We start from the raw sequence: 21,094 nt of genomic DNA, 5'->3' as shown, positions 1-21,094 counted from the left end.
ATGAGCAGCACTATTGAACTCGAAACTCGCATTTACGATCTATTAGGAAGTGTTATTGATCCAGAATTAGGTCGTTCAGTTACTGAACTAAATATGGTAACTGGCATACACGTAAGTGGAAAACAAAATGTCACTAGTGTATGCGATTTTGATAATTCTTATCCAACTTATGATGTGACTATAAGCATAGAACTTACTGTTCCAGATTGTCCTCTAGCACAAGTAATTACACAGAGAATTCAATCAGCTGTAAAAAAATATCCTAATGCAAATCTTGTTCCTCACGTAAATATAAGCGCTATGAGTAAGGATAAGCTTGCAAAACTTGTTTCGGATTTGAAAGAGGAACGTAAAGAAAATCCTTTTAATAAAAATGGCGTTAAAACAAGAATTTTTGCTATAGCATCTGGAAAAGGGGGAGTTGGAAAGTCTTCCATAACTGCCAATTTAGCAGCCACTTTCGCGGCTCTTGGATACAAAACAGCAGCAATAGATGCAGACGTTTATGGATTTTCTCTACCGCGTATGTTTGGTGTTACAAGTCAGCCTACTAATTTGAATGGCATGCTTATGCCAGTGGAAGCTTGGGGAGTTAAACTGATTTCTATTGGAATGTTTGCTGGAACAGATCGTGCGATTTTGTGGCGTGGTCCTCGCTTGCAACGTTCTCTTGAACAGTTTCTTTGCGACGTTTGGTGGGCAGACCCAGATGTGCTTCTTTTAGATTTGGCGCCTGGAACTGGAGATATGGCTCTGGCTGTTGCTCAATCATTGCCTAATGTGGAGCTTGTGGTTGTTACAACTCCTCAGCCTAGTGCTTCAGATGTTGCCGTTAGAGCAGGTCTTATGGCGTTGCAAATTCCAGTTAATGTGCGTGGAGTTGTAGAAAATATGAGTTGGTTTGAAAATAATGGAGCGCGCTTGGAAATCTTTGGTTCAGGTGGCGGAAAACGCGTTAGTGACCAGCTTTGTAAAGCTCTTGGTAAGAATGTGCCTCTTTTAGCACAAATTCCATTAGATACGAGTATTAGAGAAATTGGAGAGTCTGGCAGACCTGCGGTTCTTAAAAAGGATGGAAGCCTAGCTAATTCACAATTAGCTAACACCTTTATTCAACTTGCTAAAGCTTTAATGGAAACTGTTAAATAAAACTATTAAATATGGGGTTACTTAATTTTTAAGTAACCCCATATTTAAATGATTAATGATTAATTACTTAATAGCATTCAACCATTGTTCTTTTGTAGCTTTTTCAGCCTGAAGCTTAGCCTTACGCTTTGCATCTTTTTCACTTGCAATTTTAGAATCAAGCTCCTCGAGCTGAGCCTTCAATTGCGTAGCAAAACTAGACTTACGAGCGTCTGCCTCTGGGTCAGCATCTTTCCAAGCAGCATCTTCAACAGCCTTAATCTTCTTATCCACATCATTTAAGCGGGATTCAATTCTGCGCATATCTTCGCGTGGAACAAAACCAATCTTGTCCCATTCTTCTTGAATCTCAGATAATGCTTTGCGAGCTGCTTTTGCTGCTTCTTCATCTTTAACAGGAAGAAGAGCTTCTGCCTTAACAAGCAAAGCTTCCTTCTTGGAAAGATTTTCTTTTTCACCAGCATTCATCTTTTCTCTATCTTCTTGACGAGCATGATAGAATGTGTCTGCAGCTTCACGGAACTTAGCCCATAACTCATCGTCGTGCTGACGACCAGCATTTCCAGCCTTCTTCCAGCGATCCATCAAAGCATTAAACTTCATAGAAGTCTCACGCCATTTAGTTGATTCCTTCAAGCTTTCAGCTTCAGCAATAATGGCTTCCTTAATTTCTTTAGCAGTATTTCTTTCAGTATCACGCTCCTTAACCCAAGCGTTGCGTGCTTGAGTGAAAGCAGAACGAGCTTTAGAAAATCGCTGCCACAAAGCGTCAGCATCCGCCTTATTGAGATGAATCGTAGTGCGCTGATGTTGCTGCCACTTGTCAAACAGGGAACGAAGCTTATCTGAAAGCGAGCGCCAATTTGTAGAATCACCTATTTGAGCAACTAACGTTTCTGCCTGTTCAACAATAGCAGTACGTTCTTTAAGAGCTTTATCTAATTCATCTTTGCGAGCTTTTGCAAGTTCTTCTTTTTTAGACGCAGCCTTAGCTTGCAATTCGGCGTGTCGAGCATTCAAAGCAGCGATGTCTCCAACTACCGATGGTTCCTTAAGATCCGCCTCTAAAGTAGCTAAAGTCTCATCAATTTCCTTAGGTCTCACATTAGACGATTCAAGTCTTTTTTCGAAGAGATCAAGCTTGATCTTTAAGTCAAGATAACGATGTACGTAGAAAGTCAAAGCATCCTCTGGAGTACCAGTAGAATACTGACCCACTTCGCGTTCGTCAGCTCCTTCACGAACATAAACGTTTCCATTTTCATCAACTCGCCCAAAGGTTTTAGCGGTTTTAACATCTTCGTCGCTATACGAGATAGTTGGAACCGCAGCAACAACGCGAGCCTTGTTAGCAAAGTTTGCAGGCGACGGCGCATGCGGCTTTGGGGTAGTTTGTTTAGTAGTTTCTTCAGGTTTAGTCTGTTCGGTCACGGGTCGACTCCTTACAGCAAATGCACGGTAACAGTGTTACGAATAAGTATGACGGTAAGCCATGATTTTTCCGCAACATAACCTATTATAGTGGACATGGTACAAGGCTCATCAATATCTGGTTTTCCAGAGTGGCTTCCTAGTGAGCGCGCTGTTGAACAGCGTGTTATGGACACATTGCGGGAAGTATTTGAATTAAATGGTTTTATAGGCATTGAAACTCGTGCTGTTGAGCAGGGTTCAAGTCTGTTAAAAAAAGGCGAAACTAGCAAAGAAATATATCTTTTGTCTAGATTGCAAGAGGTGGGGCATGAAAGCGACACTCCTGTTGAAAATCGAATAGGTTTGCATTTTGATTTAACAGTTCCTCTTAGTCGTTATGTTGTTGAACACACTGGCGATTTAGCTTTTCCTTTTAAACGCTGGCAGATGCAAAAAGTTTGGCGCGGCGAACGTCCGCAAGAAGGACGCTTCCGTGAATTTGTTCAAGCAGATATTGATGTTGTGGGGAATGGTGATTTGCCGTCTCACTACGAAGTAGAGCTTCCTCTTGTTATGGTAGAAGCACTTGAACGTTTGCGCGAATTTGGATTACCTAAAGCCACTGTTCACGCCAATAATCGTAAGCTTTCTGAAGGTTTTTATCGAGGTATTGGTTTAAGCGATATTGAGGGAGTTCTTCGAGAAATCGACAAACTCGACAAAATTGGCGCTGAAGAAGTTGCTAAGCTTTTGGTAAAAGAGTGCGGAGCTACGGACTCCCAAGCTGCTGCATGCTTAGAATTGGCTGAACTTACTGCTGAAACAGGAGATGAGTTGAAGTCTCGTTTCGATGAATTATGCGATAAGCATGATATTTCTCGCAGTGAAGATAACGAATCGTACACTTTAGCTTCACAAGGTGTTGAAACTCTTGCAATGATTGTGGACGATGCAGCAAAAATTCGTCCAGGTGCTGTTGTGGCAGATTTGAAGATTGCGCGAGGATTGGATTATTACACTGGCTCTGTGTATGAAACATTCTTGGATGGTGCTGAATCCCTTGGATCAATCTGCTCTGGCGGACGCTACGACAATCTTGTTTCTCAAGGTAATAAAAAGTATCCAGGCGTAGGTCTTTCTATAGGACTTTCGCGTTTACTTTCTTATATGCTTCACACAGCTGGTGCCACTGTTTCCCGTGTTTCTCCTGCTGCAGTATTGGTGGCAGTTTGGAATGAGGAAGATAGGTCTGCTTGTAACGAGATTGCTCGAAAGCTTCGTGCTAGAGGAATTGCTGCCGATGTCTCTCCAAGTGCAGCAAAACTTGGTAAGCAGATAAAATATGCAGATAAGTTAGGTATTCCTTATGTGTGGTTCCCAGCTGATAGTGCAGATTCTGAATCTAACCATGATGAAGTGAAGAATATTATTACTGGGGAACAAGTTTCTGCAGACGCCACGTCTTGGCAACCAGATACTGTTTATGCCCGGCAGACTGTTTCTTGCGCTCAATAATTTGCTTTATATTTTAAGAATATATTTTGCAATATTTGAACGCGCGATTCATGCGGTAAACTATTAAAGTCAAAACAAAAATTAACAAAATTATTTAAACAAGGAAGTGGACTTATGAGCCAGACGGCGTATCGCACACACCATGCCGTTGAAGTGACTGAGACCTTGGTCGGACAGAACGTAACCATTGCTGGTTGGGTTGATCGTCGCCGTGATCACGGTGGCGTCGCTTTCGTAGATGTTCGTGACAACACAGGTTTAGTGCAGGTTGTTATTTACGATGAGGAAACTGCGCGACCATTGCGTAGTGAATTTGTTGTTCAGGTTACTGGCGAAGTTCGCCTGCGTCCAGATGGCAATGAAAATGACCATTTAGCAACAGGAAAAATCGAAATCGTTGCGAATAAAATGACAATTCTCGCTAAGTCCGATGCGTTACCATTCCAGGTTTCTACAGCATTGGAAAACGAGTCTGAAAACAAGCTTCCTAGCGAAGATGTTCGTTTGAAGTATCGTTATCTTGATTTGCGCCGCCCATCAATGCAGCGTAATCTAAAGCTTCGCTCTGATATGGCTAAGGCAGCTCGTCACGCTTTGGAAGATATGGACTTTACAGAAGTAGAAACACCAACGTTTATTAAGTCCACTCCAGAAGGCGCTCGCGACTTTGTTGTTCCAGCACGTTTGGTTCCAGGATCTTGGTACGCTCTTCCACAGTCTCCTCAGCTTTTAAAGCAGTTGCTTATGGTTTCTGGCGTTGAACGCTACTATCAGCTTGCTCGCTGCTATCGTGATGAAGATTTCCGTGCTGATCGTCAGCCTGAGTTCACTCAGCTTGATATGGAAATGAGCTTTGCAAGCCAAGAAGATGTTATGGCTATGGCAGAGCGCGTTATTGCTGCTATTTGGAAGGAAGCTGGTCACGAGATTACTCTTCCTTTGCCTCGAATCACTTGGCAGGAAGCTATGGATAAGTACGGTTCCGACAAGCCTGATTTGCGTTTTGGAAACCCACTTATTGAGTTGACTGACTTCTTTAAGAACACTCCATTCCGCGTGTTCCAAGCTCCTTATGTTGGCGCTGTGCTCTTTAAGGGCGGTGCAGATACACCTCGTCGTCAGTTTGACGCATGGCAGGATTGGGCTAAGCAGCGTGGAGCTAAGGGCTTGGCTTATGTAGTCTTTGGTGAAGATGGTGAGCTCAAAGGCCCTGTTGCTAAGAATCTTAGCGAAGAAGAGCGTGCAGGACTTAAGGAAGCTGTTGGTGCGCAAGATGGCGATGCTGTATTCTTTGCAGCAGGAAGCCGTGAATCTTCTCAGCTTTTGCTTGGTGCAGTTCGTGTAGAGCTTGCAAGCCGCGCAGGATTACTTCACCCAGATGAGTTTGCTTTCACTTGGGTTGTTGACTTCCCATTGTTTAAGCGCACAGATGATCCAGACGATGATGATGTTGCTGTTGGACACTCAAAGTGGACTTCTATGCATCATCCGTTTACAATGCCATCTGCTGATTGGATTGATAAGTTCGATAAAGATCCAGAGCATGCAATGAGTGATTCTTACGATATCGTGTGCAACGGTAACGAGATGGGCGGCGGATCCGTTCGTATTCACCGCGACGATATTCAAGATCGCGTGCTTGATGTTCTTGGAATCGACAAAGCGGAAGCAGAAGAAAAGTTCGGCTTCTTGCTTGAAGCCTTTAAGTACGGTGCTCCACCTCACGCTGGTATTGCTTTGGGCTGGGATCGTACTGCTGCAATTCTTGCAGGCGCAAGCTCGATTCGCGACGTAATCGCCTTCCCTAAGGCTGGCGGCGGACGCGACCCTCTAACTGGCGCTCCTGCTCCAATTTCTGACGAACAGCGCGCTGAAACTGGCGTCGATTACGATCCAGAAGAAGACGAGTAATCGTAAATATAATAGAATGCAATAATTTACAATTTAAATATTGCTAATAAATGCCGTTAAGTTGTGTGATTGTATTAGGAAATCCGAACTTAACGGCATTTTTAAACTAAAATTAACATTTTGGTATCATTTTTATTGTTTTCCGTAACTTTATAAGCGTTTAAAAGTAACTATTACGATAAACGCATGTAACAAAAGAACATTAGAATCCTTTTTATGGATACTAAATTAAACAACACAAAAAAAGTAGCACAGCCGTTGGTGGAACTTAGCCATGTTGAAAAACACTACGGTAAGCTTCACGTTTTAAAAGATATTAACTTGACTGTTAATAAAGGCGAAGTGCTTGTTATTATTGGACCTTCTGGTTCTGGCAAGTCAACAATGTGCAGGACGATTAATCGTCTTGAAACTATTGACTCTGGAGACATTCGCATTGATGGTAAGCCTCTTCCTCAAGAGGGAAAAGAACTTGCCGCATTGCGTGCAGAAGTAGGAATGGTGTTCCAGTCTTTTAATCTTTTTGCAAACAAGACGATTCTAGAAAACGTTACGCTTGCTCCTATTAAGGTTCGTCATATGGAGCAGCAAGAAGCAGAAAGTTTGGCAATGGATCTTCTTGCTAGAGTTGGTGTTGATAATCAAGCTAACAAAATGCCTTCTCAGCTTTCTGGAGGTCAGCAGCAGCGAGTGGCAATTGCTCGCGCGCTTGCAATGCATCCAAAGGTTATGCTTTTTGATGAGCCTACATCTGCGCTTGATCCAGAAATGGTTAACGAAGTTCTTGATGTTATGGTTGAGCTTGCAAAAGAAGGAATGACCATGATTTGCGTTACTCACGAGATGGGCTTTGCACGTAAAGCTGCAGACAAAATCGTGTTTATGGCAGATGGCAGAATTCTTGAGCAAAATACACCAGAAGAGTTCTTTGAAAATCCAAAGACAGACAGAGCAAAAGACTTCCTTTCAAAGATTTTGACTCATTAATTTGACTCGTTTTTAAATCATTAATAGCGATTTTTTAAATCTTTAAGAGGTAGTTATGAAATATTTACACAATATTGCGCTTAAGTGTAAGCGTTACAAACTGGGATTAAGACATACATATCGCGCAATTTTATCTATGATTTGCGCATTGTGCTGCGTTCTACCACTTAGCGCTTGCAGTCAAAATAGTCGCAACGATGTAATACGCATTGGCATTAAGTTTGATCAGCCTGGTCTTGGCTTTAAAAAGTCTGGAACTTACGTTGGTTTTGATGTAGACGTTGCAAAGTACGTTGCCAAAAAGTTGGGTTACTCCGAAGATAGGATTGTTTGGAAGGAATCGCCTTCAAAACAGCGTGAAGCAATGCTTCAAAATGGCGATGTAGATATGATTGTTGCAACATATTCCATAACAGATGCTAGAAAAAACACTGTTTCTTTTGCTGGACCATACTTTATTGCAGGTCAAGATTTATTAGTTCGCAAAGACGAGCATAAAGTAAGCGGTCCAGAGGATTTAGACGGAAAGCGTTTATGCTCAGTAACTGGTTCTACGTCTGCAATAGTTATTAAAGAGAAGTACTCTTCAAAAGTTCAACTTATGCAACAGCCTGGCTATGCAGAATGTGCAACAGCATTATTCTCTGGAATCGTAGACGCTGTTACAACAGACGATATTATTCTCGCTGGTCTTGCTACAGCATCTAGAGGCAGACTAAAGCTTGTTAGTAAGCCATTTACTGAAGAGCACTACGGCATTGGCATTAAAAAAGGAAACACTAAGCTAGCTAAGCGCATTAATAATGCTCTTAAAGACATGATTAAAAATGGTTCATGGAAAAGAGCTTTAGACGATAACATGCGCGGAACTGGTTTTAAGCCAAACGCAAAGTATAATCCGCCAGTACCAAATGAGGGGGAGGAGTAAAATGCAAGACTTTGTGCAATTATTTACTTCATACAATATTCCAGGAGCATTCTTGGTGAATATTGAAATCACATTGTGGAGCGTGCTTTTTTCAACGATTCTTGGTGTGATTCTAGTTATGATGAGGATTTGCCCAATTCATTCGCTTCGAATTATTGCAAGCGCATACGTTGAGTTCTTTAAGAATATGCCTCTAACAATAATCATGGTATTTATGGTTCTTGGCGTGTATGCTCAGCTAAAGCTCGGTTTTTCAACTGTTTTTAGCGTAAACTTCTTCTGGCTTGCTATAGCTGGCTTGAGTTTTTACACTTCAGCATTTGTTTGCGAATCTTTAAGATCTGGCTTAAACACTGTACCTTTGGGTCAAGCAGAAGCATGTAGGGCGCTTGGGCTTAACTTCTTCCAATCAGCTTTTAATGTGATTTTGCCTCAAACATTTTGCGGATCTGTAGCACCTCTTGGAAACACTTTTATTGCGTTGCTTAAAAATTCCACTGTTGCTGCAGCTGCATCTGTTGCGACTGAAACATCTACTCTTATGAGTGAGATGATTGAAAGGCATGCAGATTTGATTGTTCCAATCTTTTTGATTTTTGCGTGCGGATACATTGTGTTGATTATTCCAATCGGTATTTTCACAACTTATTTGTCTAATAAGCTTGCGGTTAGAAGGTGATGAAAATGGCAAAAAAACAAGAAAAATCTCTGTTATTTGATGCGCCTGGGCCTAAGGCTTTAAAAAAGATTCGCATTGCAAATATTGTTGCGTGCGTTGTGTTTGCGCTTATTGTTATTGCTTTGCTTTTAAGACTTAGCAATCCTCCCGAAGGCGAAAATCAGCTTTCGTGGGATTTGTGGAATCCAGCTGTGGAATCGGAAGCGTGGACTGATTTTTATCTTCCAGGATTGTGGATGACTCTTAAAGCTTCACTTCTTGCTGTTGTAGGCTCAATAGTTTTTGGACTCTTGTTTGGTCTTTTAAGACTATTGCCTAGCTTGATTCTTCGTAGCATTTCTGCCGTTGTAGTTGAGTTTTGCCGAGCTGTTCCAGTGCTTTTGCTTATGATCTTCCTTTGGAGAGGATTTGCGTTTGCTGGAATAAGTGGCGCGTCTTACTGGGCCGTTGTGTTGTCTTTGATTTTGTACAACGGTTCCGTGGTCGCAGAGCTAGTTCGATCTGGCGTTGGAAATCTTCCTAACGGTCAGCGTGAAGCGTCTTTAGCTCTTGGACTATCTCAATATCAGTCTTTAACACAAATCGAAATGCCACAAGCTATATTCGCAATGCTTCCAGCAGCTGTAACTCAGCTTGTTGTCGTGTTAAAAGATACTGCATTGGGTTCCATAATCATGTACACTGATTTGCTCCAAGAATCTAGACGACTTGGATCAATGTACTTTAATATTTTGCAAACTTTGACTGTTGCTGCAGTTGTGTACTTCTTGATTTGCTGGGCGCTTTCTTGGTTTGCTGAATGGCTCCCATCAAAGCTTAGTAGCAGAACGGCAGCTCCGACTGAACCAGAACCTGTTGCGCCAATCGCAATTATGGATCCTTCTAACGTGAATCAGATTGCTGTTGCTAAGGAAGTTAAAGAGCTTCCGTACGGTGGAACTCCTAGAAAGTACCACGTGCATCACCGCGGTACAAACGCTTCTATTCACCATTGGCGTCGTACTCGTTACTTGCAAGGCTACGATGAGCATCATCTAGAAACTGGTGACGAGAATTTAGATGATAGTCAAAATACTAACCAAGATAAAAATAATAAAAAGCATGATTAATTCTAATTTTTAGATTAATTATGAATAATAGCGCAATGGGTTTGATTCCGCCTGTTGTGCTATTTTTTGATTTTTAGTAATAAAATCCATTCACCTTGTTTGCAACATATAGATTGAATAGATAAACTATTAAACATAATGCATACAAGGAGGCTGTCTTAAATGGGCGACACTTTTGAATTGTCCGCTGCAAAGATGCGCGAACAAGGTATGAGTGAGATTGCGATTAATCAATTTGCGCATCTTTATGACTCGTGGATTAATGATAAGTCTGGTGAATTTATTCGCGAAAACACTGTAGAGCCTATTAAGAGTGTTCCAAATTTTCACGAAATTTATGAGACTATTGATCATGATAAAGCTGTAAACGCTTTTGCAAAAACAGCGTTTATTAAGCTTAATGGTGGTTTGGGAACGTCTATGGGATTGTCGTGCGCAAAATCTTTGTTGCCTGTCCGTAGGCACAAAGCTCGACAAATGCGATTTATAGATATAATAATCGGTCAGGTTCTTACAGCACGCCAACGCTTAGGTGTTGATTTACCTCTTATTTTTATGAACTCTTTCCGCACATCTAAAGATACATTACAAGTGCTGAAGCGTAATCGTAAATTTTCTCAAGAAAACATTCCTGTTGAAATTATTCAGCATCAAGAACCGAAATTGCTAGAGGAAACCTGTGAGCCAGTTTCTTATCCAGAAGATCCTGAGTTAGAGTGGTGTCCTCCAGGTCATGGAGATATTTTCTCTACAATTTGGGAATCAGGATTGTTAAACGTTTTGAAGAAAAATGGTATTGAATATTTATTTATTTCAAATTCAGATAATTTAGGCGCTAGACCTTCTCGTACTCTTGCTCAGCACTTTGAAAACACGGGTGCTTCAATAATGATTGAGGTTGCTAAGCGTACTCAAGCCGATCGTAAAGGTGGTCATATTGTTAGAGATCTCGAAACTGGAAGAATGATGCTTCGAGAAATGACTCAAGTTCATCCAGAAGATCGAAGAAGTGCTCAAAGTATTAAGAAACATCCCTATTTTAATACAAATAATATTTGGGTTCGCGTTGACGCATTACAAAAAAAGTTGGAAGAATACAATGGAGTTCTTCCTCTTCCTGTGATTTGCAATAGAAAAACTATTGATCCTACAAATGAAAAAAGCGAGAAAGTTATTCAGCTGGAAACTGCGATGGGTGCTGCAATTTCGCTTTTTAATGATGCTATTTGTGTAGAAGTAGATAGAATGAGATTCTTGCCTGTCAAGACAACTAATGATTTGTTTATAATGCGTTCAGACAGATTCCATCTTACTGATTCTTATGAGATGGAGGATGGCAACTACATATTCCCAGATATTGATCTCGATCCTCGTTATTATCGAAATATCAATGATTTCAACGAAAGATTCCCTTATTCGGTGCCTGCTTTAGCTGCTGCAAAGTCAGTTACTATTCGTGGTGATTGGACATTTGGTAATCAGGTTTCTATGTTCTCCGATGCTGTTTTAGAAGATACTGGAGAGCCAAGCTACGTTCCAAATGGGGAATTTGTTGGGCCTCAGGGTATTGAACCAGATGAATGGGTGTAAATAGCGTGTGAAATTTGAGAATTAAAAAATATTTATGGCGTGTCGCGCGTGAAATGGCTTGTTTTCAAGGGTTCTCTTACCCTTGAAAATAATAAAATAAGAAAAATCATGAGTTTTTTTAAAAATGTCCACACGTATAGCAAAACACCATTAAAATAGATAAAGTGTGTGTGGAGGATTTAGCGTCTTACATTAATCGCAGATTCTCTATGCATGGAAGGAAACTACAAAAGAAACGATACGTGAGGACCAATGGCAGAAGGAAGTAACGGAAGACGTCGTTTTTCCGATAAGTGGGGCAAACATGAGCTAGATGTGCTAGCGGTGTTGTCTTCCGCATTTCCACAATGGCTGACTTCGCGTCAGATTGCACAACGAGTTAAAGCTTATGCTGATTCATATGGAGAGCTTGCTGATCAGGCTGCTAAGGCAGCTTTTGCCAAGCAGTTCCAAAGGGATCGTGCAAAACTTGCAGCTATGGGAATTGCAATTGAGTCACGACAGCCAGAGTATTCTTCCAAATCCGAAGGGCAAGATTTTGCATCTTATAGATTGCAGCTTGGCGATGAGCCAAGAGTTCGTATACGTTTCGAGCAAGAAGAACTTCCTGTTTTGGCTGCTGCCAATTATTTGGCTAGGTCTATGTCCATTTCTTCTTCTGAATCTCGTAAAGTTGAGCAACAGCATTCTTCTGCGTCTCGCACAGCTCCAAGAGTTCCTCAAACTCCTATACCTGGACTAGGTCTTGATTCTATCGCTCCAGGTTTAGGCACTCAGACAATTCCAGATGCATTAGTTAAGGTTATTGATTCACGTAGATTCGCCGCAACAGTTGATGTTGATGGCGAGCATTTGAATGTTGCTTATACTGATTCAGATGATTTAGCGATGTTCGTTCTTGAACATCCAGGTTCTTGTGTTGTAAGTCCACAAGAAGCAGTAGATGCATTCCATCGTAGACTTAATGCTGCAACGGAATTTGTGTCTTGCGATGAAGATTATGTTGAGCAAGACGATTTATCGCAAAATAGCTCTGACGATAATCAGGATTTGTCTGACTCTGAGCCAGACAAATCACGCCAAAAGAAAGCATCTTTCCAAACTGGCAGTGAGGTTGATCGCAGACTTCGATTAATGCTCTTCCTTTCTGCACATCTTGGTGAAGAGTTCCCATTGGATGAGCTTGCTGTTAGATTTATAGGAAAGCCAAAGAGTGAAGACGAACTTCGTAGATTTGTTGCTATTTTGCACAAAGATATCAATACTCTTACGACTGTATCTGATGATGGAGAGATGGCTGGTAGTCAGTTCTTCGATATTGATTGGTCTTTGCTAGAAGCTGAAGGAATTGTTTCTGCAACAAATTCATTAGGGCTTGAGCGTTTGGCTGGTGTTTCTCAACAGTATATGAGCATGTTGACCGCATCAGTTAATTATCTTGCTCATTCTCCGCTTCTTCCTGTTGAACAGAGAGACCAGGCTAAGGCTTTGTATATGCGTTTGCGTAGGCATGTGCGTCCAGGTGAAACTCCTTGGCTGAGCCTTACTGGTTATGAAGTAGAGCCTAGAAACTGTTCTATAGTTCGTAGCGCTATTAATGCTGGTGCTCTAATTGACATGGAGTATACGGACGGAGCTGGCAGAACTCGTAGGAAAGTTGTTGCACCTTCTAAGATTTTTGTTGATGAAGGCGTTTATTACGTTGCAGTTTGGACTGATGTTGAAAATCAGGCTCCAGAAGATAAACGTAGTCTAGTTGCGAAGGATACTTCTATCAATAAGGCAAATGGTTTGCCTAGAATTTGGCAAGTTCTTCGCGTTGCTCGCATTGAGCATGCAGAGGTAATTACGCCTGTTTGCCCTGTAGAAATTCCAGATGTTCCTATTAGCGAACTTCGTAAGTGGAGTTTTGACAATGGTACGCAAACATGCTTTATCACTGATGAACCTGATTTAAACTTCTTAAAGAGTCTTTCAGGTGCTACGGTTGAGCCTTGTGGGAGTGGGGTTAAAGTTCATTTGACTGTTTGCTCAGATTCTTGGTTTGTTGCTTTCTGTATTGCGCATGCCCGTCATATTAAAGCTGTTTCTCCAGAAACTTTGCGTACTATGATTATTGCTCGTGCTCAACGTGAATTGAGTGTTGATCATAGCGATTCTCCTATTGTGGAGAATTAAAATGCCGTGGTGGATTTGGGTTATTATTACGCTTTTCATGCTTTGTATGATTGCATGCGGGACTGTTTTCGCTATTAGAAATGCTTTTAGGATTTTTGAAAATTCTTCAAGTTTTCTTGAAAAAGTTTCTTCTTGCTTTGAAAGACTTCAAGACAATGATGATTCTTTAGATAATGATACAAGCCCGCTATTCACTCGTCCTATAAAGGATGCGGCACGTAGATACGAGCATACTCGAATTAAGGTTAATGATCGTCATAATCGTATAAGAGAAACCCATAAGTCCATTTGGCAAAATTGGAATACAAAGTCGTTGCGTCAAGAAGATATTGATAATCCTAATTTTAAAGAGTCAAAAGAATCTTAGTGAATTGCGAACTTAAAATTATTTTGATTTAAGAAGAAAGAACTAAACTTTTTTATGTCTAAGACGTCATATCGCAAGAAAAAGAAAAATGATATTCTTGTTGATTCAAACGATTACAAGAATGATTCTGAAATTCCTTTATCTCCAGCTGAACGGTTTAATTTGTTTAAGCAAACTATTGAGCACTCTCGAACTATGGCTGCAAAATTTGAACAATCTTTAAGTTTTGATTTAGATGATTTTCAAGCAGAAGCAATTGATGCACTGGAAAATGGAGATAATGTTCTTGTGGCAGCTCCTACTGGAGCAGGTAAAACTGTTGTTGCTGATTTTGCTGTTTTTCTAGGCGTAAATCGTGGAGTTAAAACATTTTACACAACTCCTATTAAGGCTTTAAGTAATCAAAAATATCATGATTTTTGTGAAGTTTATGGAATAGATAGAGTTGGACTTTTAACTGGAGATACTTCGGTTAATCCAGAGGCTGATATTGTTGTTATGACTACAGAAGTTTTACGCAATATGCTTTATGAACGTTCAATTACTCTTAAATCTCTTGGATTTGTTGTTTTAGATGAGGTTCATTATCTTGCAGATAAGTTCAGGGGTGCTGTGTGGGAAGAAGTTATTATTCATCTTCCTCAGAGCGTTAAGATTATTGGTCTTTCTGCAACTGTTTCTAATGTGGAAGATTTTAGTGCATGGATTTCTTCTGTGCGCGGAGAAACACATTTGGTTGTAGATGAGCATCGTCCTGTTCCACTTGAAAGACATGTTATTATCCAAAAGGATGGACGCACAGAGCCTGAATTACTTAACTTATATGATGTTGATAAAAATGGTAATAGCACCAATCATGTAAATCTTGCTTTAACAAGAAAAATCACTCAATGGGAGAATGCCTCTTTACGACGTAAAGCATCTTATCGTAATGTAAATAAACGTTTTAGCAAAGGCAAGTTTTCTAAGAATAAGTTTTCTAATTCATCTAAAAGTAATAGGGGAGAAGTTGCTGTTAGACACACCCCTAAAAGGTGGGCTGTTATAGATGAGCTTGATTACCTTGATATGCTACCAGGAATATATTTTATTTTTTCTCGTTCAGGATGCGATCAGGCTGTTCAACAATGTTTAAACGCTGGATTATCTCTTACTAGCGATGAAGAAATGTATGAAATTCGCAGAATAGTTGATTCTATGATTGCGGAAAATAAGCTAAGCAAAAGCGATTTAAAGGCACTTAGATTTGAGCGTTTTAGGTATGCTCTTGAACAAGGTTTTGCAGCTCATCACGCTGGTATGATTGCTATTTTTCGCCATATTGTAGAAACGCTTTTTGAACGCGGTCTTATTAAGGTTATTTTTGCTACAGAAACTCTTGCTTTAGGTTTAAATATGCCTGCGAGAAGTGTTGTTGTTGAAAAACTTGTTAAATTTGATGGTACAGGTCACGTTCCGCTAACTCCTGGTGAGTTCACACAACTTACTGGTCGCGCTGGCAGACGTGGCATAGATGATATTGGTCATGCAGTGTTAATTGACAATCCTGATTTTGATCCTTCTAAGGCTGCATCCTTGTCTAGTAAACGTGTGTATCCTCTTCATTCTAGCTTTGTTCCTACATTCAACATGGCTGTTAATCTCCTAAATAATAGTGATGTTAAAACTGCTCGCATAACTCTAAGCAGTTCTTTTGCTCAATGGGAAGCCAATGCTTCTGCTCAAAGGCTTTTAAGTCGTATTGAGGATCTTAAAGAAGCTATTAACGGCTACGAACAAGCATTTCATTGCACTCAAGGTGATTTTTCTGAGTTTATGACTCTTAGAATGCATCTTAAAGATGCTCAACATGATCAGCGCAGAAAACTTAAGCACACAATATTTGCTAGTGAAGTTGAACGTGCTAAAGCTTTTAAAGAATTAGATAAAACTATCGATACCTTACGCAACGAGGAGCGTAACCATCCTTGTGCAGGATGCCCAGATATTCAAGAACATTTACACTGGGGTTATTATTGGGCTCGAGAAATGCGTGAACTAAATCAGGTTAAGGATCGCTATAATTCTCGTACTGGCTCAGTTGCAAGATGTTTTGATAGTATTTGTGAAGTACTTTGTAGATTAGATTATTTAAAAAATACGAACGATGCTTTAGTGTTAACAGACAAGGGTCAGTTGCTTCGTAGACTTTACAACGAGCTTGATGTTGTTTTTGCTCAATCAATTTGTGAAGGAATTTTTAATAATCTAACTCCTATTCAATTATTGTCTTGTTTATCTGCATTAGTGTATGAATCTAGGGGTCCTGCTGGGGGAGAGCCGCGTAGGTATCCTGGAGGATTAAATGCGCCTGTATTCAATACAGTTTTAAAGATGAAAGAATTATTTATTCGTATAAGTGATATGTGCTTGAATAATCATCTTGATGCTTTAAGACCTCTTGATTTTGGTGCAATCGATATGATTTATGATTGGGCTCAAGGTGCTGATTTACTCGACATATTGCAAAATACTGACATAACTGGTGGCGATTTTGTCAGATTTGCAAAAAGACTTATTGACTTACTTAATCAACTTGCTGTTGCTAGCGAATATTTGAAAATATTGCCTAACGTAGATGATTCTTTAGCTCACAATGCTTATGAAGCAGCTAAACTTATTAATCGCGGGGTAGTTGCTTATTGTGATGTTTGATATGTTATTGATATACCATGGTATACCTTTGTGTATCGTCCGTGCAATTCGCTAGCTTTATAATGAAAACAAAAAGGAGAATAATATATTATGGCAGAGCGCAGTTTACGTGGAATGAGCATTGGAGCTAAATCATTGGAATCCGACGATAATGTTGATTTCGCTGCTCGTAACGATGTTGCATATGTGTGCCCTAAGGGTCACAGAACGATTCTTCCATTTGCTCAAGGTGCCGAGATCCCTGAAGAGTGGGAATGCCGTTGTGGTGCATTAGCACATAAGGAAGGCGATGCAGACAGACCAGATGATGATTTTAATAAGCCAGCTCGTACGCATTGGGATATGCTTTTAGAGCGTAGAAGTGAAGAAGAGCTTAAAGCTTTACTTGATAAGCGTTTAAAGATGCATCATGAGGGTTGGATTCCTGATTACGAGTGAGAATTATTTTTACAAACAAAACACTTCTAAGGGAAATAAGCTGTCATGAAAGTTGTTCTTCTTGATTTAGATGGTACTTTAACACAATCGCATGCTGGTATTATTGCGTGCGCTAAAAAAGCGATGTCTGATCTTGGTATGCAGATACCTGATGATACTGAAATGTTGCGTTTTGTTGGACCGTCTATACTTGAATCTTTTCAGAGGAATCATATGCCTAAAGAATTGCAATCTGAAGGCGTTAAATTGTATAGGAAATATTATTCCGAAGTTGCAACTTTTATAGATCCTGATAATCCAAATGGCGATATGATTACTGGGAATTTTTTGAACAAAGTTTATGATGGCATTCCTGAACAGCTTAAGTTGCTACGAAAGTCTGGTTATTATCTTGCTACTGCATCTTGCAAGCCTGAATATCAAGTTAAACCAATTTGTGATCATTTTGGATTGACAAACTTGATTGATGGTATTTATGGTGCTAGCAAAGATATGTCTAGGATTAATAAAGATCAAGTTATTCGCTATGTTTTTGAAAATATTGGATTCAATCCTTTACGGGATCGTGCTTTAATGGTTGGCGACCGTTGGACGGATGTTGATGGCGCTTTAGCATGCGATATTGATTGTTTGGGTTGCTCTTGGGGTTATGCCGAGCCTGGTGAGCTTAAAACTCACGGAGCATATCGTATTATCGACAGTGTTTCTGATTTGAATAATGCCATTAACGAGTATTTTGAATAATTTTGAAATATTATTTGTTTTTCGTGCTAAAAAATATATGAGTATTTATCCGATAATGTACGTTATGTCAGATTAGATATATTTTAGGGATAAAATATTACAGATACATTAGAAATTTACTTAGATAATGCAGAGTCTAAATCAGCTTTAACCTGTTTAACAATACGACCAACAGCTATAGCAAAAACAGCTGTGCCACATTCAAGCATATCTCGCATATTTTCCTGATTACTATCGCATTCCACAACAGATTGACCATCGCAAATTATGGTCATATTTTCGAGATGCTTTACACTAAAACAATTTAAAAACACTATAGCAGTAGTCACATTAGTAAGATTTACTCCAGCGTCTAAAAGTCGCTTAGAAACCGCCATAATTGCAATGTCTTTAAAAGAATATAAACGACGAGACCCAGAACCATGAGACGGATTAATAGAAGGCTCAATTATGTGTTTACGAGCCCAATAATCAAGTTGTCTATATGTAATACCAGCGATATTCATAGCAACGCTTCCACGGTATCCTGTGGAATACTCTTCATCATCCGAAAACGAAAACAGTTCCCCCTGCGTTGGCTGATGATCATGTTTTAAAGAATCAACCAACGCACTATCTTCAGGAGAGTTTTCAAAAGTCATTATCGTTTAGTAACAGCGTCACACGTAAAGAACATTAATCGGAACTTGCCAATCATAATTTCGTCACCATTATGAAGAATAGCTTCATCAACACGGTTACGATTAACATACGTTCCATTTAGACTTCCAGCGTCAGCAATGCTAAAAACAGTACCATTTCTACGAAAAACAGCATGAGCTCTAGAGACAGTAGAATCGTCTAGCATAATATCAGCTCTAGAATCTCGTCCAACAGAAACGACGTCCTCATCTAGTAAATAACGCGATCCAGAAACTGCTCCACGTGTAGAAATAAGTAAAGCGGTACCAGGAAGCAGCTTTGCTATAGTATCTAAATCATCCTGCCTAAGAGGACGATCTGCATTAGAGTTTATTGGAATGGTAATAGCTGGCATACCAATAATGGTTGTTTCGCCAGCAGTAGGAATCGGTTCAGTCATAATTGCTATTTTACCTTCTTATTCGACCGGTTTTGCATATTGATACTGTTTTGGTTCGCGTGTCGAGCGAATTTCAACCTCTTCAGGCGTTGAAACATATACGGAAGCACCGAATTTGACTTTTAATCTAGACCCAACTCCCCCAGCAATATTTACGGCGTTTTGCAAATTCTGAGGCTCGCCAATAGCCTTAACAACATATGGAGGATTAATCTCAATTGCGTCACACAATAACCCATGCTTAGTGTCAGAAATATAGCTAGAAGTTACTATACGTATGTCGTTAACAGACATAACCTCCACTCCAGCATTACGAAGCTCTTCAAGCAGTTGAAACATTGTAGCAGCATCCACACGCTCTTTTTCTCCAGCAGTAATGTGAATAATTACTCCCTTACCAACAGCTGGAAGACGACCAGATATTAAACCACTCGTCTGAGAATTCTGCTTAGCAATCCTAGCAGCTTCCTCCTGTTTGTTAACAGATGCTTTTAAAGAATTAAGCTGGCTAGTTAACTCAAACTTTCGCTGCTCTAGATTTTGTATTTGCGAATTAGTTTCTGTAATTAAACGAGTAAGCTCATCCTCACTCATCGTCTGATATACAAGTGTACTTCTATTAACTTGAATCATATAAGCAAATCCAAGCAATGCACAAAGAAGCATAACAAGTAAGCCAGTTAAAATACGAGTACGCGTAATATGACCTTGCAATGAAGGCTTATTTTTTCGTTTAACAATCGGGAAAGAACCTGTTTGTGTACGATCACTTTCGCGATCTTTAGCATGCTGAAGATGCAATTTTCTGACGATATTGTCAATATTTTTATCAATATTTTTGTCAACATTTTTATCAAAAGTATCGTCTAAATTGTCGTTTTTTATGCTATTTTTTGATGTATTAGAAAATGGGTGACGCATATCAGCCTCTAAATATAAAACGACGTATTGCAGAAACGTTAGAGAAGATTCGTATTCCTAATACAACAATAACAGCAGTTTGCAATTGTGCTCCAACTCCAAGTTGGTTTCCGAGTAAAACTAAAAGAGTAGCAGCAATAACATTCGAAAAGAATGAAATAACAAACACCTTATCAGAGAAACTACGCTCAAAATAAGCTCTAGCAGCTCCAAGCAGAGCGTCCAAGGCTGCAAGAACCATAATCGGCAGATAAGGTTGAATAACTACTGGAATATCAGGATGTACAACAATCCCAATAAGCGCACCTAAAATCAATCCAAGAACAGCTGTCATAACCTATTTTCCTATCTCCTACTCAATAATTCTTTTGCAAAATTAATTTCACCAGTTCCCGCAGCAGAAAGTTTAAGCGTATTTGACTTAGAAATTTGCGGGTTAATACCTGCGTCGCTAAGAGAAACAAACCACGGAGAGCGCTTTTGAGAATTTAACTTTTCAATAAGACTAGAACTGTCTCCAATAGCCTCAATCATATAAGGGCTTTGAGTCTGATTAACACCTATAAGAATAGTTGACCCAGCAGTACGGATGGACGTTTGAGCGCCAATTCTATGACCATTTATTGATATTGCTTCTGCGCCTGCATCCCAAAGAATGGAAACAAAAATCTGAATATCTCTATCTGTAACAACCCTAATTCTTTCTCCTTTAGCCATTTCTCTAGGAATGTTGCCGCTAGATACGTCATTGTTTGTAGAAATAGGATTAGCAATAGTTAAAACAATTCCAGACCCTACAACGCCATGTGTACCATTCGTCATATTGTCAGATTTATCAACTTGATTTTCATAAGGAGTATTAATTCTTTTTGACTCACGATCTACACTAGCACGCAATCTAGTTACATCTTTAACAAGATTGTCAAAACGGCTTGCGTGAGAAGTAAGCTCGTTAGCTAACGATAAACGTATGGCTTTACGAGAATCCGTATGCAATTTTCGCACAAATTGGCTTCCCACAGTACCAAGAGCAACACAAATAATAAAGACAATTATTCTAGTAATCCAGAGATTAATCTTACTAACATTCTGCTTATTAAGACGGGAATCCATAAAAAGAGGATCCACTGGTCTATTGCTTAAATCGTCAATTAAGCGTAATGAATAGTCTTCAATACGACGTCTTTTTTCATTATGGTTAGAAAAGTTATAACTTGAATTAGTCACATGATGAGGACCAAGAGCAAATACAGATTTGGAAAAAACTGCTCTGCGTTTTGAAAATAAGATAACGGTTGGAGCAGGAAAAGACTCTGGAATAACACTATTATCAGTGTTATTCACATCATGATTTAGATTAGAAGTCTTTTGCACCATAATATGTCCGTTA

19 protein-coding genes are annotated in these 21,094 nt (G+C 39.7%); 13 read left to right on the top strand and 6 right to left on the bottom strand.

Translation table 11 applies throughout. The features are described 5' to 3' along the window. Positions 1–1,149 carry an Mrp/NBP35 family ATP-binding protein gene (locus HXT53_RS03775; RefSeq protein ID WP_004117833.1) on the top strand — a complete coding sequence of 383 codons (1,149 nt, stop codon included), beginning with the start codon at positions 1–3 and terminating at the stop codon, positions 1,147–1,149. Positions 1,150–1,212: 63 nt separating this feature from the next. On the opposite strand, the gene HXT53_RS03770 is transcribed toward HXT53_RS03775, so the two are convergent. Then, positions 1,213–2,580 (bottom strand): DUF349 domain-containing protein, encoded by a 1,368-nt coding sequence (locus tag HXT53_RS03770; protein ID WP_004111602.1) that lies wholly within the window; start codon positions 2,578–2,580, stop codon positions 1,213–1,215. Between the two features lie 96 nt (positions 2,581–2,676). Here HXT53_RS03770 and hisS point away from each other — a divergent pair, with 96 nt between their 5' ends. The 12 genes from hisS to HXT53_RS03710 all read left to right on the top strand — a co-directional run bounded on the left by hisS (position 2,677) and on the right by HXT53_RS03710 (position 17,702). Further along, a complete protein-coding gene (gene hisS / locus HXT53_RS03765) occupies positions 2,677–4,077 on the top strand; it encodes a histidine--tRNA ligase (protein WP_004111603.1) in 1,401 nt (466 codons plus the stop codon). Between the two features lie 114 nt (positions 4,078–4,191). Further along, complete coding sequence (gene aspS, locus HXT53_RS03760) at positions 4,192–5,988, top strand: aspartate--tRNA ligase (RefSeq protein WP_004111605.1); 1,797 nt, start codon at positions 4,192–4,194, stop codon at positions 5,986–5,988. 216 nt (positions 5,989–6,204) lie between these two features. Continuing rightward, positions 6,205–6,975, top strand: a complete 771-nt coding sequence (locus HXT53_RS03755) for an amino acid ABC transporter ATP-binding protein (protein ID WP_004137994.1) — start codon at positions 6,205–6,207, stop codon at positions 6,973–6,975. A 55-nt stretch (positions 6,976–7,030) separates the two neighbouring features. Then, entirely contained in the window at positions 7,031–7,903 is an 873-nt protein-coding gene (locus tag HXT53_RS03750; protein WP_004138154.1) for a glutamate ABC transporter substrate-binding protein, read from the top strand. 1 nt (position 7,904) lies between these two features. After that, positions 7,905–8,582 (top strand): ABC transporter permease subunit, encoded by a 678-nt coding sequence (locus HXT53_RS03745; protein WP_004117849.1) that lies wholly within the window; start codon positions 7,905–7,907, stop codon positions 8,580–8,582. Between the two features lie 5 nt (positions 8,583–8,587). Next, positions 8,588–9,691 carry an amino acid ABC transporter permease gene (locus HXT53_RS03740; RefSeq protein WP_004117853.1) on the top strand — a complete coding sequence of 368 codons (1,104 nt, stop codon included), beginning with the start codon at positions 8,588–8,590 and terminating at the stop codon, positions 9,689–9,691. A 162-nt stretch (positions 9,692–9,853) separates the two neighbouring features. After that, the gene (locus HXT53_RS03735) at positions 9,854–11,281 is read left to right on the top strand and encodes a UTP--glucose-1-phosphate uridylyltransferase (RefSeq protein ID WP_004115085.1); all 1,428 of its coding nucleotides are present in this window, start codon (positions 9,854–9,856) and stop codon (positions 11,279–11,281) included. Positions 11,282–11,533: 252 nt separating this feature from the next. Then, positions 11,534–13,459, top strand: a complete 1,926-nt coding sequence (locus tag HXT53_RS03730) for a helix-turn-helix transcriptional regulator (protein ID WP_004115086.1) — start codon at positions 11,534–11,536, stop codon at positions 13,457–13,459. 1 nt (position 13,460) lies between these two features. Continuing rightward, positions 13,461–13,826 (top strand): hypothetical protein, encoded by a 366-nt coding sequence (locus tag HXT53_RS03725; RefSeq protein WP_004115087.1) that lies wholly within the window; start codon positions 13,461–13,463, stop codon positions 13,824–13,826. A 54-nt stretch (positions 13,827–13,880) separates the two neighbouring features. Continuing rightward, on the top strand, positions 13,881–16,520 hold the full coding sequence (locus tag HXT53_RS03720; protein ID WP_064622850.1) for a DEAD/DEAH box helicase: 2,640 nt from the start codon (positions 13,881–13,883) through the stop codon (positions 16,518–16,520). Between the two features lie 90 nt (positions 16,521–16,610). Continuing rightward, on the top strand, positions 16,611–16,958 hold the full coding sequence (locus HXT53_RS03715; RefSeq protein WP_004111625.1) for an RNA polymerase-binding protein RbpA: 348 nt from the start codon (positions 16,611–16,613) through the stop codon (positions 16,956–16,958). Between the two features lie 45 nt (positions 16,959–17,003). Beyond that, positions 17,004–17,702 carry an HAD hydrolase-like protein gene (locus HXT53_RS03710; RefSeq protein WP_004117864.1) on the top strand — a complete coding sequence of 233 codons (699 nt, stop codon included), beginning with the start codon at positions 17,004–17,006 and terminating at the stop codon, positions 17,700–17,702. Positions 17,703–17,818: 116 nt separating this feature from the next. Here HXT53_RS03710 and HXT53_RS03705 read toward each other — a convergent pair whose 3' ends face one another. From HXT53_RS03705 to HXT53_RS03685, 5 genes are read right to left on the bottom strand one after another with little or no spacing between them, the layout of a single operon-like run. Beyond that, positions 17,819–18,343 (bottom strand): MerR family transcriptional regulator, encoded by a 525-nt coding sequence (locus HXT53_RS03705; RefSeq protein WP_004138040.1) that lies wholly within the window; start codon positions 18,341–18,343, stop codon positions 17,819–17,821. Continuing rightward, positions 18,343–18,783, bottom strand: a complete 441-nt coding sequence (locus HXT53_RS03700; RefSeq protein WP_004111634.1) for an FHA domain-containing protein — start codon at positions 18,781–18,783, stop codon at positions 18,343–18,345. Before HXT53_RS03700 ends, HXT53_RS03705 begins: the two co-directional genes overlap by 1 nt. An 18-nt stretch (positions 18,784–18,801) precedes the next feature. Beyond that, positions 18,802–19,704 (bottom strand): DUF881 domain-containing protein, encoded by a 903-nt coding sequence (locus HXT53_RS03695; RefSeq protein ID WP_116437773.1) that lies wholly within the window; start codon positions 19,702–19,704, stop codon positions 18,802–18,804. Between the two features lies 1 nt (position 19,705). Further along, entirely contained in the window at positions 19,706–20,038 is a 333-nt protein-coding gene (locus tag HXT53_RS03690) for a small basic family protein (RefSeq protein WP_004111642.1), read from the bottom strand. Positions 20,039–20,049: 11 nt separating this feature from the next. Further along, the gene (locus tag HXT53_RS03685; RefSeq protein WP_004111644.1) at positions 20,050–21,081 is read right to left on the bottom strand and encodes a DUF881 domain-containing protein; all 1,032 of its coding nucleotides are present in this window, start codon (positions 21,079–21,081) and stop codon (positions 20,050–20,052) included. Positions 21,082–21,094 lie beyond the last annotated feature (13 nt).

Source organism: Gardnerella sp. KA00390, from assembly GCF_049244075.1.
Taxonomy (GTDB): domain Bacteria; phylum Actinomycetota; class Actinomycetes; order Actinomycetales; family Bifidobacteriaceae; genus Bifidobacterium; species Bifidobacterium vaginale.
Note: the sequence above shows the minus strand (reverse complement) of the source record. Positions and strands in the feature narration are given on the sequence as shown.